The organism is Paenibacillus sp. cl141a (genome assembly GCF_900109305.1).
In the GTDB taxonomy this organism is placed as follows: Bacteria; Bacillota; Bacilli; order Paenibacillales; family Paenibacillaceae; genus Paenibacillus_AQ; species Paenibacillus_AQ lautus_A.
Genome location: NZ_FNZO01000003.1, coordinates 523,325 through 538,872, shown reverse-complemented (window position 1 = coordinate 538,872; position 15,548 = coordinate 523,325). Strand labels below are relative to the sequence as shown.

Annotated in this window: 15 protein-coding genes; all 15 read right to left on the bottom strand. The window is 39.9% G+C overall.

Annotated features, from left to right (window positions below; translation table 11 throughout):
* Window positions 1–8: 8 nt before the first annotated feature.
* Window positions 9–1,910, bottom strand: coding sequence for a tetratricopeptide repeat-containing glycosyltransferase family 2 protein (locus tag BMX45_RS12365; RefSeq protein ID WP_090909925.1), 1,902 nt, complete (start codon window positions 1,908–1,910; stop codon window positions 9–11).
* A gap of 10 nt (window positions 1,911–1,920) precedes the next feature.
* Window positions 1,921–3,015 (bottom strand): glycosyltransferase family 2 protein, encoded by a 1,095-nt coding sequence (locus BMX45_RS12360; RefSeq protein ID WP_090909924.1) that lies wholly within the window; start codon window positions 3,013–3,015, stop codon window positions 1,921–1,923.
* A 169-nt stretch (window positions 3,016–3,184) separates the two neighbouring features.
* Window positions 3,185–7,135, bottom strand: a complete 3,951-nt coding sequence (locus BMX45_RS12355; protein ID WP_090909923.1) for an IPT/TIG domain-containing protein — start codon at window positions 7,133–7,135, stop codon at window positions 3,185–3,187.
* A gap of 27 nt (window positions 7,136–7,162) precedes the next feature.
* Window positions 7,163–7,495 (bottom strand): hypothetical protein, encoded by a 333-nt coding sequence (locus BMX45_RS12350; RefSeq protein ID WP_090909922.1) that lies wholly within the window; start codon window positions 7,493–7,495, stop codon window positions 7,163–7,165.
* A complete protein-coding gene (gene fliS / locus BMX45_RS12345; RefSeq protein WP_254778044.1) occupies window positions 7,492–7,887 on the bottom strand; it encodes a flagellar export chaperone FliS in 396 nt (131 codons plus the stop codon). The genes BMX45_RS12350 and fliS overlap by 4 nt, the downstream gene beginning before the upstream one ends.
* A gap of 24 nt (window positions 7,888–7,911) precedes the next feature.
* Complete coding sequence (gene fliD / locus BMX45_RS12340) at window positions 7,912–9,429, bottom strand: flagellar filament capping protein FliD (RefSeq protein WP_090909920.1); 1,518 nt, start codon at window positions 9,427–9,429, stop codon at window positions 7,912–7,914.
* Between the two features lie 19 nt (window positions 9,430–9,448).
* Complete coding sequence (locus tag BMX45_RS12335; RefSeq protein ID WP_090909919.1) at window positions 9,449–9,799, bottom strand: flagellar protein FlaG; 351 nt, start codon at window positions 9,797–9,799, stop codon at window positions 9,449–9,451.
* A 68-nt stretch (window positions 9,800–9,867) separates the two neighbouring features.
* Complete coding sequence (locus tag BMX45_RS12330) at window positions 9,868–10,701, bottom strand: flagellin N-terminal helical domain-containing protein (protein WP_090909918.1); 834 nt, start codon at window positions 10,699–10,701, stop codon at window positions 9,868–9,870.
* A gap of 163 nt (window positions 10,702–10,864) precedes the next feature.
* The gene (gene csrA, locus BMX45_RS12325; RefSeq protein WP_090909917.1) at window positions 10,865–11,101 is read right to left on the bottom strand and encodes a carbon storage regulator CsrA; all 237 of its coding nucleotides are present in this window, start codon (window positions 11,099–11,101) and stop codon (window positions 10,865–10,867) included.
* A complete protein-coding gene (gene fliW / locus BMX45_RS12320; RefSeq protein WP_090909916.1) occupies window positions 11,079–11,540 on the bottom strand; it encodes a flagellar assembly protein FliW in 462 nt (153 codons plus the stop codon). Before fliW ends, csrA begins: the two co-directional genes overlap by 23 nt.
* Before the next feature lie 68 nt (window positions 11,541–11,608).
* On the bottom strand, window positions 11,609–12,181 hold the full coding sequence (locus BMX45_RS12315; RefSeq protein ID WP_090909915.1) for a DUF6470 family protein: 573 nt from the start codon (window positions 12,179–12,181) through the stop codon (window positions 11,609–11,611).
* Between the two features lie 10 nt (window positions 12,182–12,191).
* Complete coding sequence (gene flgL, locus BMX45_RS12310) at window positions 12,192–13,085, bottom strand: flagellar hook-associated protein FlgL (protein WP_090909914.1); 894 nt, start codon at window positions 13,083–13,085, stop codon at window positions 12,192–12,194.
* A gap of 12 nt (window positions 13,086–13,097) precedes the next feature.
* The gene (gene flgK, locus BMX45_RS12305) at window positions 13,098–14,672 is read right to left on the bottom strand and encodes a flagellar hook-associated protein FlgK (RefSeq protein WP_090909913.1); all 1,575 of its coding nucleotides are present in this window, start codon (window positions 14,670–14,672) and stop codon (window positions 13,098–13,100) included.
* A gap of 18 nt (window positions 14,673–14,690) precedes the next feature.
* Complete coding sequence (locus BMX45_RS12300) at window positions 14,691–15,191, bottom strand: flagellar protein FlgN (protein ID WP_090909912.1); 501 nt, start codon at window positions 15,189–15,191, stop codon at window positions 14,691–14,693.
* Window positions 15,188–15,484: a flagellar biosynthesis anti-sigma factor FlgM gene (gene flgM / locus BMX45_RS12295; RefSeq protein ID WP_015737724.1), complete on the bottom strand. Its 297-nt coding sequence runs from the start codon at window positions 15,482–15,484 to the stop codon at window positions 15,188–15,190. Before flgM ends, BMX45_RS12300 begins: the two co-directional genes overlap by 4 nt.
* Window positions 15,485–15,548 lie beyond the last annotated feature (64 nt).

Sequence of the window (15,548 nt, the reverse complement as noted above, 5' to 3'; positions counted from 1 at the left end):
ATGCTCCCTCATCTACTTAAGAAATTATAATGTTCAAGTTTGTTTGCCCATTTTGATTTTGGTGTAAATTGTTTCATCGCTTGAATTAAATCAAACCGCTTATAATTGTCATTAATTTTTATGCATATTTGATACATGCTCTCAAGTACATTGAATGAAGCTCCTTGTTCATTTGCAAATTCATAAAAACGCATACTCTCGTTGTAATTTCCCATCATAGCTAATTGGTCTGCTATCCAAACTAATGCTTCCCTGTCAACATTCGGCAACTGTATGTCCATTATATTAATAGCAATATCAACAAACCCATAACTTGCCAAAGTTTTAGCAAAACTGAACTGTAGATTATATGAGGTCATCTGACTAACAAAATAATCTATCGTATCGAATTCATGCAACTGTATTAGTTTTTCAAAAAATTTAACTAATAACTGTTCTATATCTTTAGTCCAATGATTATTATTTAGTTCTTCTCGTTCAAGGCATCGAATAATAAGTTTATAGTCTTTCTCCCGTAAAGATAAATTATGTTTATATTTTTGAATTAATGTTTTGTCTTTTGTAAGAATAGAATAGAGTATCACATCTTCTAATTCATCTTCATCCACAATGCGCTCAATTTCATACCATATACTGGCTGCTTCATTATAACGTTTGCTATATAAATAGCCAGCAGCTAATATAGACTTGTCAACATTGTTGTTGTATAACTCACAAAATCCATAAAGAAATGGATGGCGTAATTTATATAGAACACCTATCAACTCTTTTAAATCCTCTATCGAGGTTATCCCCCATGTTTTAGAAATGAACTCAAACGCATCCTTAAATGGTGTATTCTTTGTAATATCTAACAATAACTTGATTGACGGCATATAATGTTTGTTAATTCTTAATGAATCCGTTAACTTCTGAACGGCTTGAGCCATATCTCCTTTTCTTAGAGATATTCCTGCCAAGGAAGTTAAAGCCATATAACTCCCTACTCCATGAAAAGTCATTAACTCATGGTTCTTTACATCACCCATCTTAAGGCAATGGTTAAAACTCTCACTTGCATCGTTAATATAATGAAGCGACTCATAGATTTGTCCTTGCAAATAATATAGGTCAGTATAATTCGGGTAAGCTTCAATCGATTCATGACATATAACTAGGGCTTTATCGAATTGTTCTAACTCCATGTAACACTGTATTAGACTAGTGATTAACTTGCACATATAACTATATTCAATACTTAGTGGAAATGCCCTTTCAAACATTTTAATAGCTTGTTCATATTCCGCCATCATTTTATACTGAATACCTAGGTTAAATAATCCAAATCCCGTTTCTTGCTCTTTCAAATCCTCTAGCAATATTTTCAAATTCCGTTGCTCTTTATTTTTCTCAGTTATAACATCCTTCATATATCCATCATGATTGATCGTTACTTCTAAATAATCTTGTGTAAAAAGAGAGTCTCCCGGAATTATAATTTGCTCATGTATTTTTCCGATAAATTTTAATTCTGGTACATTTCTAAACAAACGAATTACAGGATGTATTGTACTGATACCACCTCTTAAGAAACTTTTTATACTTAAGAAGTATACATCCTTTTGAAGAGACTCTAAAAGTAACAATAATTGATCCCGACTTTCTAAATATTCATCCGCATCTAAAACTAAAATATAATCACTCTGTGCATATTTTAATGCTTCATTGCGAGCCTTTGAAAAGTCATTTACCCATTCAAATGCATATATTTTAGCGCCAAAAGACTCAGCGATCTCTTTTGTGTTATCTGATGATCCTGTATCTACAATAATAATTTCTTCAACCAGACCTTCTACACTCTTTAAACAGCGTGCTAGAAATCTCTCCTCATTTTTGACTATCATACACAGGCTTATGGATGGTCTACTCATATCTTCTCCCCTATTTTGACAACAATTTCAACCTGACAGCCGCATTTTGATACCCTTGCTGAACGGCAAATAAATAATGAGAGTAAGCTTTATCAATCTCACCGATAATTTCCCAATATATCCCTAGGTTATAATGCGCTTTGTAACTGCCAACTCCCATTGTCGTCTCATATTTAGTCGAATCAGCTTCTCCCAGTTGTAAACAATAATTAAATACCAACGGCACCATTTTAATAGCGTCTGGATGGTTCATAGAAGTTAACGATAAACCATATATAAAGTATAAATCGGTATAATCATTGAAAAATTCAATGCCTTCTTCTATATATTTATTCAAAAGCTTAAAACTTTTCATATAATACAGGGAATAACATAAAGTAAGCCAAGCACTTGAAGCAAAAGTAGAGCTTGTTAAAGAATTCGAGGGTATAGATTTTATTACTTTTTCCAAATATTTAACTGCTTCAGGATAGTTTTTTGCTACAAAGTGGGTCTTTCCAATCTGATAAATTACATATAGATCATGCGGTGATGATTTTTCGATTTCCGTCAATATGGATAAATTTCGTTGGATTTTATTTCTCTCAGTTACTATTCCATCTTTATAACCTAAATGATCGATGATTATATTAGTTTGAAGACTTTTGGGTGTCCTCCCTTGATATTGAAGCTGTTCGTGTACTCGTCCAGTATAACGGTAATCTGGTAGGTTGGGAAATATCCGCGTAGCTTGTCCAAATGTTATATCATTATCACGAACCATATTTTTTATAACAACTTTGCCAGGATTAGTAGTTTCGTACTCAAAGAATTTTATGAGTTGATCAGAACTAGATTGATTTAAACGTTCATCAGCATCCATCACCAAGACGTACGGCATAGAGGCCCTCTCCAATACTGCATTCCTAGCATCTCCAAAATCATTCTTCCAATTCACTCTGAATACTTCGGCGCCATATTCCCTAGCTATACTTTCCGTCATGTCAGTGGATCCAGTATCTCCTATTACTATTTCTGAAACAAATTCCTTTACGGAGTCTAGGCAATCTTTAATGAATTTCTGTTCATTATTTACAATCATACATAGTGATAAGGGAAGCTTCATTAGATATACCTCCTTAATTTTAAAGATAATCAGGGTGCCTAAAAGGCACCCCGATGTTTTAGAGATACTTTGATATAAAATTCTAGTACATTAACGAACTCATCTGGCAACAAAGACCAAACCACAGATAGAATATTATAATTTAATGGGGAAATATCAGAGTTTTATATCATTCATAAATGTAATTAATAGATACCGATTGTTGATCTGTGTTGATCAGCTTGAGTTCGACAGGACCAGGAGCAGTCCCAGCCGGTACTCTAAATCGAATGGATCCCGTACTAAGATACGAGATGGTCAAGTTTGTTCCCCCCCATGTTGCAGTGATACCTGCGCGGAAATTACTTCCGTACACATATACGAGAGCTCCTCCTGACAAAGGCCCATGATCAGGGCTAATAGAGGTTATTGTAGGCGCTGGGAGTTGTGGTGGGGCTTCGTAAGTATAAGTAGTAGAGGCTGTTAAGCCACCGGAGCTTGTCAATACGATTGGAACATCGCCAGCAGTTGTACCTGCAGGTGTTCTGAAACGTATCGAACCAGCACTTAACAGTTCAAATGTTTGAGACTTACCATCCAATTGCATCGTCATTCCTGATTTAAAATTCGAGCCATAAATATAAATCAGTTGACCTCCAGCTAACGGTCCTTTATTTGGCGAAATACTACTTATCGTAATAGGTGCTTCCTGATAAGTGTATCCATTCGTAACAATTGCAAATTGTCCATCTGGATTTGTTACTTTGACATCAACAGAACCGATAGCACTTACAGCTGGAGCCAATACACGGATTTGAGTAGCATCAAGCAATGTAACACTTTTAGCTTCTACACTTCCGAATGTCACTTTTACACCCGCCTGATAATGTTCACCCTTGATATATACATAGTTGTTTCCATCTAATGGACCGGCATTTGGACTAATACTAGCTATAGTAGGTGCTGCTGGCTTTGGAGGTTCCGTGAATGTAAATGCTTGTATTGCGACTGCTTCCTGAAGATCTGGATTTATAACCTTCACATCTACTGTTTCGGCAACAGACCACGCAGGAGCGCGGAAACGCAGCATTTTATCAGATAGTAAGGAAACCGGCACCTCTGTACTGTTCAAATACAATTTAACACCTGATTTATAATCACTTCCATTAATGTACACCAATGTACCACCAGTCAACAGGCTTGTATTCGGATCTACACTCGTTATTTTTGGAGGATTTATTACAGGCTTTTCGAAAGTAAATCCATCTACTAAAATAGCTTCCCCTCCATCAGGATTCACTACCTTAACATCTACACTCTCAGCTAGGTTCCATACCGGAGTTCTGAATCTTAATGTGGTATTCGATACGAATGAAGTTGATATTAACGTATCATCAAGATAGATTTTAGCACCATTTACAAAATTACTACCTGTTACTGATATTAACTCTCCACCAGTAGTGAGGGCTTTACTTGGGCTAGCGCTTATCAATGTAGGTGCTGGAGCTTTGGCGGGCTCTGTATAAGTGAACCCTTGCATTAAAATAGCTTCCTGTTGGCTAGGAGTTACAACCTTTACATCTACCGTTTCAGCTGATGGCCAGGCTGGTGTACGAAATCTTAATTCCGTACTAGACATATAAGAAGTCGAGATCTCGATATCATTCAGAAAAACTTTCGAGCCAGCAACAAAATTTGTACCTGTTACAGTTATTAAGTCACTCCCTTTGATTTCCCCTTGATTAGGAGTGATTGCTGTTATAGTCGGTGCCTCTGGCAACGCTGGTTTAATATAAGTGAATCCATTATTCAACATAACCTCTTGCCCATCTGGATTCAAGACTCTTACATTCACTGTCTCATCCGTGCTCCAAACTGGAGTCTTAATCTTGAGCTCAGTATCTGAAACAAATGTGGTCGAAATCTCTTTAGTATTAAAGTATACTCTTGCTCCATTAACAAAATTGGAGCCTTTAATCGATACATTCAACCCACCCTCGATTAAACCTTCATTTGGCGTTAGACTTGTTACCTCTGGTCCTGGGGGTGAAAGATAACTGTACCCTTTTACCAATGATGCCTCTTGAAGATCAGGGTTAATAACTTTAATATCTACTGCCTCAACAACAGCCCATACTGGAGTACGGAAACGCATTTCAGTTTCAGAAACAATTGTCGCTCCTACCTCAACATCATTAAAATATAATTTAGCACCTGTCTTAATATTAGTACCTGTCAAGGTTACCAATTCATTACCCTTCAGTTGACCACTATTCGGAGTCACTTTTTCAATTGTTGGTGCTGGAGGTGCAGGTGGCTCCAAGTAAGTATATCCTTCCGGAAGCAACGCTTCTTCTCCGCTAGCATTTACTAATCGTACATCCACTTTTTCTGCAACAGGCCAGGCTGGTGCACGGAATCTAGCCTCAGTGTTATCTACAATAGTCAAATTAACCAATACATGATTAAAATAAAGTTTCGCACCAGCCTCAATATTCGTTCCTTTTAGAACAACACTTTCGCCACCTTCAAGCTGCCCTTGATTTGGTGAAAGACTTTCTATTGTTGGCTTTGGAGGAGCAATATAAGTATAACCGTTCTGAACTGTTACACTTCTACCATCAGGATTTTCAATTTTAACATCCACTGGTCCCGCTAGCGAAGATTTTGGCACAGTAACAGTTAGACTTGTACTGCTTTTATATATCACGGATTTGGCTTCATTTTCACCGATTTTTACTTTTAAACCATTCAGAAAATGTTGACCGGAGATTGTTATTTTCTCTCCCCCGCCCATTGTTCCACTTGAAGGGGTTATGGCAGTGACAATAGGGTCAGCATAGTATAAATACTTTGCTTTTACTTGTTGTCTGTCATCGTTTATTACCGTAAGATCAACTATTCCTTGATTACCAGCTGGTGCCTCAACTCGAATCTCTGTCGGACTAATATACTGGATATTCAAGGCATCCGCCACTCCAAACTTCACATTTGGATTCGGTCTAAAATTTGTACCTGTAATAACGATAGTTTCGCCACCATTAACATGTCCAGACTCTGGTTCAATCTTATTTAAAGTTGGTTTAGGGTATGTAACGGTAACATTCTCAGATGGTACACTAATCTTTCTTTCTGCTCCAGTATAATCTTTATATACTATAGAAGAATCCGGAGTCGAAACTCTAAATGTACCAACGGGTTTGTCTACTTTATGTCGAATTTTGTAAGTAAATGTTAACGTATCCGTTTTAAGTTCTAAAAAGTCCCATCGCAATGTATTCCCGCTCACTGTTGGCTTCGGAATATTGGAATCATAGGATCCTGGAATAATTTCAAATTCAGGAGAAACGATATCCTTTACGACAACATCGTAAGCACTTGCTAACCCGATTTCTTGGACAATAGCTGCATAAATATCAGCTAACCCTACGGATCCAAGGACAAAATGATGATGATGGGAAGTGGTCGCCATTTCCTTCAGAAGCAAGTTAGGGCCACTGGTATCAGGATTTGCATTCGCATTTAGAAGAGCGATAGTATAAAAAACAATACCTTCTTGTTTTGCCTCGTTAGAATTTAAAAGTGCATAGTTATATGCATTTCCACTAGGCTCCGTTGCATCACCATCCGTTAGCAAAACAATGACTGGCTGAGCATCAGGACGGTGATCTGCTAACAATTCCCTTGCTTTTTTGATAGCGTCACCTGTTGCTGTCCCACCATTTGCTCTTAAACCATTCACATAGTTTTTAACTGCATCTTTATCCGTACTCAGAGGATAAGAGCTAATATTGCTAGCTGAACTATAGTCTACGATACCTACACTATGCTTGCTAAGATCCATAAGATCTATGAACCCTTTGGCAGAATTTATTGCACTCTGCATTTTATTCTCGTCACTCATACTACCTGATCTATCAATAATCAAAATAACGTCATTAGGCCTGATAACATTTACTGGTGGTGTTCCTTTAATATTTAGGGTCACTAACGCTTCTTCTTCAGTAGTTATCGTTGTAGGACTAACTGATTTGGTTACGGATACATAATTATCAGCAGCTTGAGCTCCTAGCGGATATACACCCATCAGTATAAAAAGCACCAAGAGCAAAGAAGTTAATTTGCTTGCCTGTTTCTTCACTTGCGTTCCTCCTATATTTAGTTTTCTTTAACTTCTCTTATCGATAAAATAAGACTCATACTGCTGTACGGCGGAGCTGGAATATTGTTCGACACCAGCTTTTTGTCTTTCAAATGATCTTTTCTCCTGAGCTAAAAGCTCTCTCTCAATGGTAATTTGCTGAACCAACGATCGATTGAGTAGCTCCAATTCCTGCAAAAGAGGTTTCGCATTATCCTCAATTTCATGACCTTGAATACGGGTGAATAACGCATCCATTTCATTCTGTCGGGTTGAATAAAGTTCGAGAGAGTTCCCCTTCGTTACATCAATATAGAGTTCTTTCAATTTCTGAAGTAATTCCAGCACATTCCCACTCATTCTGCACTCCCGCCTTTTACAATCTGAAGCGCTTGTTTCCATGTTTCAAACATACCCTTTGCAAAATCAATCACTTCATCTAGCATATCGATTTCATGATTAATAATGACTTCAGCAATGCATTTTGCATAGAACTCATACAACGCATACAAGTCTTTTGAAATTTCGTATTTCATATCCAGAGTAGACATGAGTTCAAATAAAATGCTTCTACCCTTATGGAGAAGCTCATTACTTATTTGATAATCCTTTTGGATAACCATTTGTCGAGCCCTCATTAGAGTACGAACCAACTCTTGATACAATAGATGAGTGAGTTCTCCTGGTGAAGCTGTCTCAACTTGAACCTTTAAATACTTATCTTGTATGTTAGTTTGCATAAGTTCTATCATTCCATTCTTTACTATTATTCTTTATTACAATGATGAAAGCTGTGATGATAGCCATGAACCTTGATTATTTAATTTTTGTAACGCTTGTTCCATCATAGTAAATTTTTTATAATGGCGATTCTCAATATCTGTTAATCGACGTTGCAGATCTGCTACCCGATCGTTAATTCTTTTTAAGTCTTTACCTAGAATACTGTCATCAATTGATTCGACAGACCCCATACCTATTCTTTTATTAATCTTGTTTATCTGATTATTTATTGATTCGTATAACCGTTCTGCAAAACCAAGTTCCGATAATCGTTGTTTCTTGTTCTCAGGAGTATCACCAACGGTACTAGACGGCTTAGTGAATAGATCTTTAACTGCATCAGGATTTGTTGTCAATGCCTTCTTTAACTTTTCTTCGTCAATTTCCAACTTACCATTCTGCCTTGGGTCAGACATTACCTTTATGCCTATATCACTAAGAAACTTAAAAGTAGATCCCTCTAAGGGTTCCCGGAATGCAACACGGAAATCATCCAAAGCTCCTTTTAGAGTAGAATCATTATAAAGTGAACCTTGACGAGCTTTTGTCTCCCATTGTTCGATTTGCTTATCAGTCATTTGCGACTTTTCTTCTTCCAGAAGTGGCTGGTAAGAACGGTCCTGTTTTGTGCTAGTCACCGAATAAAACTGATCTACAATAGTATTATACTGATTGACAAACTCTTTAATTTTATCAAACGCTACTTCGTTAGATTTCGATACTGTTACAGAAACTGGCTCTGTAGTTGGAGATTTCAAGTTTATAGTAAGCCCATTTAATGTGAAATTATTCGTTTCACTCTCGAGTGCGTTAACACCTACAGCATCGTTAAACTCAAATTTCGCATTAACACCATTACTAGTTAATGAATCCATATTGAATATTGATTTAAAAGCATTGCTATTATCAGTGACAGTAATTTCTGACTTAGCGCCTGTAACATCGGTAGTTAGAAATAGTCTCTTAGTATTGGTATCATAGTTGGCTTTCACACCAGTTACCGTTGTTTGAGCATTAATGTCTTTAATGATTGAATCAATGGATGAGCTCCCAGATGTTATTGATATCGTTGTGGAAGTACCCTTCGGCCCCTTAATGGTGATATCTCCACCTGTACTCACTACCGCGTCCGTCTTTGTGTCTGCAGCTAATGCTTTGCCAGTGAGCGATGCAGAAGTTGCTAAATTCAGCACCTTGATTGTATTAAACCCCTCAGAAGCGCCACTAGATCCAGTTACATCCACAGCATTTGGATTGCTTGACACGACTTGCTTCGTTTCGAAAGAACTACCAAAGCGTAGACCTTCAGCCGCTTTTCGAAAGGAAGTTAACGCTGTGTTCATCGAACGGTAGTCTTCGCGTTGCCATATTAGACTGGTTTTTTGACGTGTTAACTTTTGAAGAGGCAGACGTTCAACCTGCATTAGATTCTTAACAATGCTGTCAATATCCATACCAGAGCTTAAACCTGTATACCTTATTGGGTTGTAAAGACTGGAAATGTTGCTCATCTTTTAAATTCAACCCCTTTCATGCTTTTTTATCAATGAAAATCCCCAGATTCTCACACAGGTTATATACCAAATCTATTATTTTCTCAGGAGGGATTTCCCTTAGCACTTCTTCTGTCTTGATATCAACGACCTTAACAACAATTGAGCGAGTTTTGTCATGTATACTAAATTTCAACGCAGTCCCATTCTCTTGCAGCGTTTGGTTGTACTTTTCCACAAGCTGATTTAATTCCTTGTCCTGAAATAGGCCAGCATCTACACTAACAGTGTCCAATTGCTGATGCTCTGCTATCTGATTAGGAATTTTATTCTCCGAGCGTCTATAAGAAGAAAAGGAAGGCTGGGTTGAATCCCCTGATATTCTCATATCTATTCCCTCCAATAAATATTAAAAAGCCAGCCGGAAAACCGGCCGGCCCATCCTAATTTAAGAGATTAGCGAAGCAACTGCAGTACACCTTGAGGTTGTTGATTAGCTTGCGCCAACATAGCTGTAGCTGCTTGTTGCAAGATATTATTCTTCGTAAATGTGCTCATTTCTTTAGCCATATCTACGTCACGAATGCGAGATTCTGCTGCCTGTAAGTTTTCAGCAGTTGTACCCAGGTTGTTGACTGTGTGCTCGAGACGATTTTGAACAGCACCCAGATCGGAACGAATTTTGGATACCTCGTTAATGGCATCCTGAACTTTAGTCAATGCTGTGTTAGCTGTGGCATTGGTAGGAGTAGTAGCCAAAGAACCTAATGCAGTAAAGTCAACTCCAAGTGTTGTAGCATCAGCTTTTTGCAAAGCAACAGTAATTGTTTCGCCAGCATTCGCACCTACTTGGAAAGTAAGGTTACCAGTTACGTCAGCAGCAATTAGTTTCTTACCGTTGAATTGAGTTTGGGTAGCAATGCTGTCGATTTGAGCAGACAATTGAGCGATTTCAGAGTCAATTTTCTCTGCATCAGAAGTAGTCAGGGTCTCGTTACCACCTTGAACATACAATTCAGCCATACGTTGCAGCATAGCATGAGTTTCATTCAATGCGCCTTCTGCTACTTGGATCAGAGAGATACCATCCAGAGCATTCTTGTTAGCTTGTTCCAAACCACGGATTTGGTTACGCATTTTCTCAGAGATTGCAAGACCTGCAGCATCGTCAGCAGCACGGTTGATTCTGTAACCTGAAGACAACTTTTCAAGAGATTTACCTTGTTGTGTGTTGTTAAAAGTCAGTTGACGCTGTGTGTTGTAAGAACTGATATTGTGGTTAATACGCATTTGAGAATTCCTCCTTGGAATGTGTTGGTGATTGCATCCTTGCTTCACCCTATTGTGATCGGGACATAGCATGCGGCCGTCACTACCATGTCTTCCGAACCATATTATATATATCGGCGTTCTGATGATTATGTTTATAGCAAATTATTAATTTCAATAAAAATTATTTGGTCTTTTGTGTTGTAACCTCCTGAAGGATATTTTGTATATCCTCAGTAAATTCAACAGCATCTTTATTTTGGCGCTGTATCGCATCATAGATCTCTTCACGGTATATGGTTACATTAGGAGGCGCTTCAATCCCAATTCTAACTTGATCGCCGTTTATTTCGATGATTGAAAGTACGATGTTATCGTTTAGCATTATCTTCTGGCCTTTATTCCTCGATAGGATCAGCATCGCTACCTTCTCCTTTCGCTTTTTCGAACAATGGGTGTCGGGTAGAATATTCCCTATGATCCAAGATAATCTGTGCTGCAAGTCGGTTTTTATTGTTCAACAAAATTGGAGCCTTCAGATTGCAAGTTATATCCTCTGCATTGCGTACGGTAACAATGACCAATATATCAACATCTCTATCGTTCTGGATGTCTAAAGACTCTAACCATTTAGAATCAAGATTAATTTCATAGTCCTCAAAAAAATGAAACGGGTTTATTACAATGAATGTCAAATTCTCATTTTCAGTCGATTGTAAAAAATCAAAAGGACTCTCATCATCCTGCTTATGCAAAACTACATACTTTGTTTCTGAAAAACCCAGTATAGGTCCTGTAAATGATATGACCTGTTTCTCTTCTATCTCAATTCGACCAAATCTCTTGGTGAGTATAAACATTATTATTCCTCCTCGTCTAACAATAATAGCTATAATGAATTCTCATTATAGCTATTGTATCTGCTACACTAGACAACTGCATCCAGTTGTCTGCCCGTAGCCGACATAAATATAAAGTTTTGTCTGATAAGATAAGGATTCACCTTCCCAGGATAATAATCAATCACCGGTTTGTGAACCTCAGGATTAATAATAACATTACCTGGAATGTACTCTACTTGTACCTGACCTGGATTATATGTCACATCTACGTTGTCATAGTTAGGTTCTCCCGCGATTTCTATAGGACGTTCCTTAAAAACATTTTGCCGAGCTATATCTGCAAATACATTGCCACCCTTGTGAAAAGCCATCATGCGATCTCCGTTTTGAGCCACCTCTGCAATATTCTCCATGGAGATCTGAAGTGACACTTGAGCAATCCTATCAGTGACTTCTTCAAATCTAGCCTTTCCAAGCGCGGACCAAGCTTTACGTGAATCAATCTCCAGCTTACCATTAAGTTGTTTCACTTCTAAAGACGCCTGTTTTTGCGACATATTAAGCACAGGCCGAGACTGCTCAATGCTTTGCTGTCCTTTTGAGATTTGCAGACCCACTTGGGAATAACCCTGTTGAATCTGAATTCGAGGAAAATTCATCCAACCACCCCTATCTCAAAAAGTCAAGTAAACTAGGTCGAATGATACGAGCCATCGTATCCAATGATGCCTGATATACACTCTCGGAGGTTTTCAAATCAATAATGACCTTAGAAATATCCGCATCCTCCACTTTAGATTGCAGATCCATATAGTTAATGTTTAGATCACCTAATCGACTCAACGTGAACTCAAGTCGATTTTGTTTCCCACCCATTTCCGCTTGCGCTGTAATAGTCGTCTCCAAATTTTTCTGAAGATCAGTTATGGAATTCTGTATAGCGTTAGTATCATTTGCCAGTAATGCCTTCTTGAAATTGTCAACGACTGCAAATATCCCGGATGCATCCCCAAATGCTCCAAACACTTGCTCTCCTGGCGTATTCACGGACACCGTAATTCCAGCTCCAACTTGATATCTCACTTCCCCATTATCTAAGGAATAATTAGTTGCAGTAGGGTCTTCAGGAAATGGCTTCTCATCGGTTCTCTCGCCATTAAAAATATACTTCCCCTTAAATTGGGAGTTTCCAAGAGAAACCAACTGCTGGTATAGCTGATCCACCTCAGCCGCAATATTCTCCCGGGCATCTTTCGGCACGGTATCCGTTCCGCCCTGCACAGCCAGCTCCGAAAGCTTTTGGATAATCTGTGTAACTTCGGTCATAACCGTATCTCCATACTTTAGCCACGCGTCCGCATCATCCGCGTTTTGCTCAAACTGCGTTGTAGCCGTAATCTGACCACGGTATTGGAGAGCACTTGCAACACCCACCGGATCGTCGGAAGGACGGTTAATCCGGCGCTGGGTCATCATTTGCTCCTGATATTTATCCAGTCTCTTATAGTTGCCTTGAAGACCGCTCATCATGGAGCTCGTCATCATGGATTGGGTTATGCGCATGATTTATTCCTCCTATCTGCCGACAATGCCGGTACCGTTAATTAATTTGTCTAGCATCTCGTCAATGGTAGTGACAACACGAGATGAAGCGCTGTAAGCATGCTGGAAACGAATGAGATCTGACATCTCTTCATCAAGTGATACACTGCTAATCGATAGGCGGAGTGTATCTGCATGTTCAACCAGCAACGTGCCGTTCTCCACCATCTTGATGGCATTACTGCTGTCCGTACCTAATTTGGAGATAACGGAATTAAGATATCCACCAAAGTCTGTCACGTTCGTTATAGCGCCATTGTTGTTATTCGGATTGAAATTAAACGTACGTTCTGACAGTTGCGCGATCAAAAGCGCCATGCCGCCGTTTCCTTTCAATACCACCTCGGAGGTCGTACCGTTCACCGGATCAGTCTTCATTTCGGTCCGCAGGGAGGCCCCGATGTTTTTCAGATCGGATTGAATGGTCTGGCTTAGCCTCATATTCCCCGCCGTAATCGGCCCTCCGTTAGCAGATACAAAGAAGTCGCCGCCGGTCGTCGCCGGCTCATTCAGAGTGTAACCCAGCTTATGCAGCCCATTGAGACCGTCTACGGTATGCTTGGTATCGTTGGCGAGTTTACGCGGATTATTCGCATCCATAACCGCATTCGGTATGTTCACGCCTGGAGGAAGAATCGTTCCAGCGGGCAGTGTCACTTCCACTTTTCCTGTAGCCAGTGTATTGGCCATAATGTTCAGCTGGGTGATATACCCTTGAACATGCACATCTCGAGAGGTCACATAACCGGCAATCTCCCCGCCGGTCAATGCCCCGGCAATGGCGTTAGTAATCGGGGTAAACGTCATATCATCAACCACAACTTGGTTGCCAAACGTCACTTGATAAACGTCACCGGTCTCCGTGACATTGACGTTTCCGAGCAATGAGAGCTGATCAACGAGCAGATCCCGCTTATCGCGCAAATCGTTTGCGTTATCGCCAAGACCCTCAATCCGTTTAATGCTTTGCGTCAATTCCGCCACTTGCTCAATATAGTTATTAGCTTCCGCTACCTTGGTGTCGATGCGGGACGTCAAGTTGTTGCTGAGCGTATCCAATTGGGAGTATATATGGTTAAACGTCTCCGTCAAAGCGATCGCTTTCTGCTGAACCGCCATCCGGGCGGACAAATCGGTGTCGCTTGGATTCTTGCTCAGCGTCTGCCAAGCCGTCCAAAACTCTGCAATGCTTGCGCTCAAACTGCTGTCCGAAGGCTCATTAAAAATTCCTTCAATATTTGAAAGAGTCTCTTGCTGAACGCTCCATGTCGACAAATTCGTGTTCTGATTGCGGTATTCGATATCCAGCAGGAAATCCCGAACCCGTTGAATACTCTCCGCTTCTACACCCATCCCGAGCTGACCAGCCGCTTGAGAGCGCTGCAATCCCGGAAAAGCGATCGGGTTAGCTGCAACCAGGCGGGTTGTCTGGCGGGAATATCCCGGCGTATTCGCATTCGTAACGTTATGACCAGCTGTGTTAAGTGCAGCTTGCTGGGCAATCAAGCCCCTCTTTCCGATTTCGAGCAAATGAAATGTGGATCTCATCTACATTTTCCTTTCTGCTTATGCCCTGGTATCAAACATGCTTCGGCCTTTGCCCGCCGGATTCTGATGTTGCGGATGCTGGTAAAGCATATCATCCTCCGGACGGCTGACTAATAAATTCAAACTATAATCTATAAATGCCAGAGACTGCTCAATCAATTCCCGGTTCATGGCATTCAGTTCTTTGAGCTCCATAAGTCTGTCCATCAATTGCTGTTGCACATCCTGCAGCTCTATTTTTTCATCCGGGTTAAATACAAGACGAGTCATTTCAGTAACCGTCAGCTGAAGCTGGGAGCGGATGCCCTTCTCACGCAAAAAATCATCTGCGGCACCTTGACGCAGCGCTTCCGTTTCCGCCACCTGCTTCAGCAGGCGGTTCTCCTTGGTCATGACCGCTGTAAGACGTTCCACATCATTATCCAGAATGGCTTGCCTTTTATCTTTCCCTGCCTCTATGAGCTGCTGATGCAGCTCATCCTGACGCTTCATATATTCGATTATGGATCTAGCACTCACTTGGACTCACCTGATTTATTGTAGGATTGAAAATACGGGAGTAATTTGTCTGCCAAACGATCAACCGGCACTTCATATGTGCCGTTGGTTACAGCTTCCTTCAAACGCTGAATTTTCTCCGCGCGTTCCGGATCCTGTACTTTACTCTGTGCACTCAGTTCCATCGCCTCCGGGGAGATTGATACTTCATCCTTGCGGCGTTTCTTCTTATCGATATGCTGCATCTCCCGAGATTCAATATTCCGTTGATACGAATTGATGCCGTTCACACGTCCCGATTCGTTAATCTTCACGCCCTATTCACCTCACTTAAAATAAAAGACCGATAAGCTTTACTAAGTTTATCGGCCGGATATG

What these genes read in the sequence shown, in the direction of transcription:
- flgL (WP_090909914.1), bottom strand. Translation starts at nt 13,085, where the DNA reads ATGCGCATAACCCAATCCATGATGACGAGCTCCATGATGAGCGGTCTT.
- BMX45_RS12365 (WP_090909925.1), bottom strand. Translation starts at nt 1,910, where the DNA reads ATGAGTAGACCATCCATAAGCCTGTGTATGATAGTCAAAAATGAGGAG.
- fliS (WP_254778044.1), bottom strand. Translation starts at nt 7,887, where the DNA reads ATGATAGAACTTATGCAAACTAACATACAAGATAAGTATTTAAAGGTT.
- BMX45_RS12330 (WP_090909918.1), bottom strand. Translation starts at nt 10,701, where the DNA reads ATGCGTATTAACCACAATATCAGTTCTTACAACACACAGCGTCAACTG.
- BMX45_RS12315 (WP_090909915.1), bottom strand. Translation starts at nt 12,181, where the DNA reads ATGAATTTTCCTCGAATTCAGATTCAACAGGGTTATTCCCAAGTGGGT.
- csrA (WP_090909917.1), bottom strand. Translation starts at nt 11,101, where the DNA reads ATGCTGATCCTATCGAGGAATAAAGGCCAGAAGATAATGCTAAACGAT.
- fliD (WP_090909920.1), bottom strand. Translation starts at nt 9,429, where the DNA reads ATGAGCAACATTTCCAGTCTTTACAACCCAATAAGGTATACAGGTTTA.
- BMX45_RS12360 (WP_090909924.1), bottom strand. Translation starts at nt 3,015, where the DNA reads ATGAAGCTTCCCTTATCACTATGTATGATTGTAAATAATGAACAGAAA.
- flgK (WP_090909913.1), bottom strand. Translation starts at nt 14,672, where the DNA reads ATGAGATCCACATTTCATTTGCTCGAAATCGGAAAGAGGGGCTTGATT.
- BMX45_RS12350 (WP_090909922.1), bottom strand. Translation starts at nt 7,495, where the DNA reads ATGAGTGGGAATGTGCTGGAATTACTTCAGAAATTGAAAGAACTCTAT.
- fliW (WP_090909916.1), bottom strand. Translation starts at nt 11,540, where the DNA reads ATGTTTATACTCACCAAGAGATTTGGTCGAATTGAGATAGAAGAGAAA.
- BMX45_RS12335 (WP_090909919.1), bottom strand. Translation starts at nt 9,799, where the DNA reads ATGAGAATATCAGGGGATTCAACCCAGCCTTCCTTTTCTTCTTATAGA.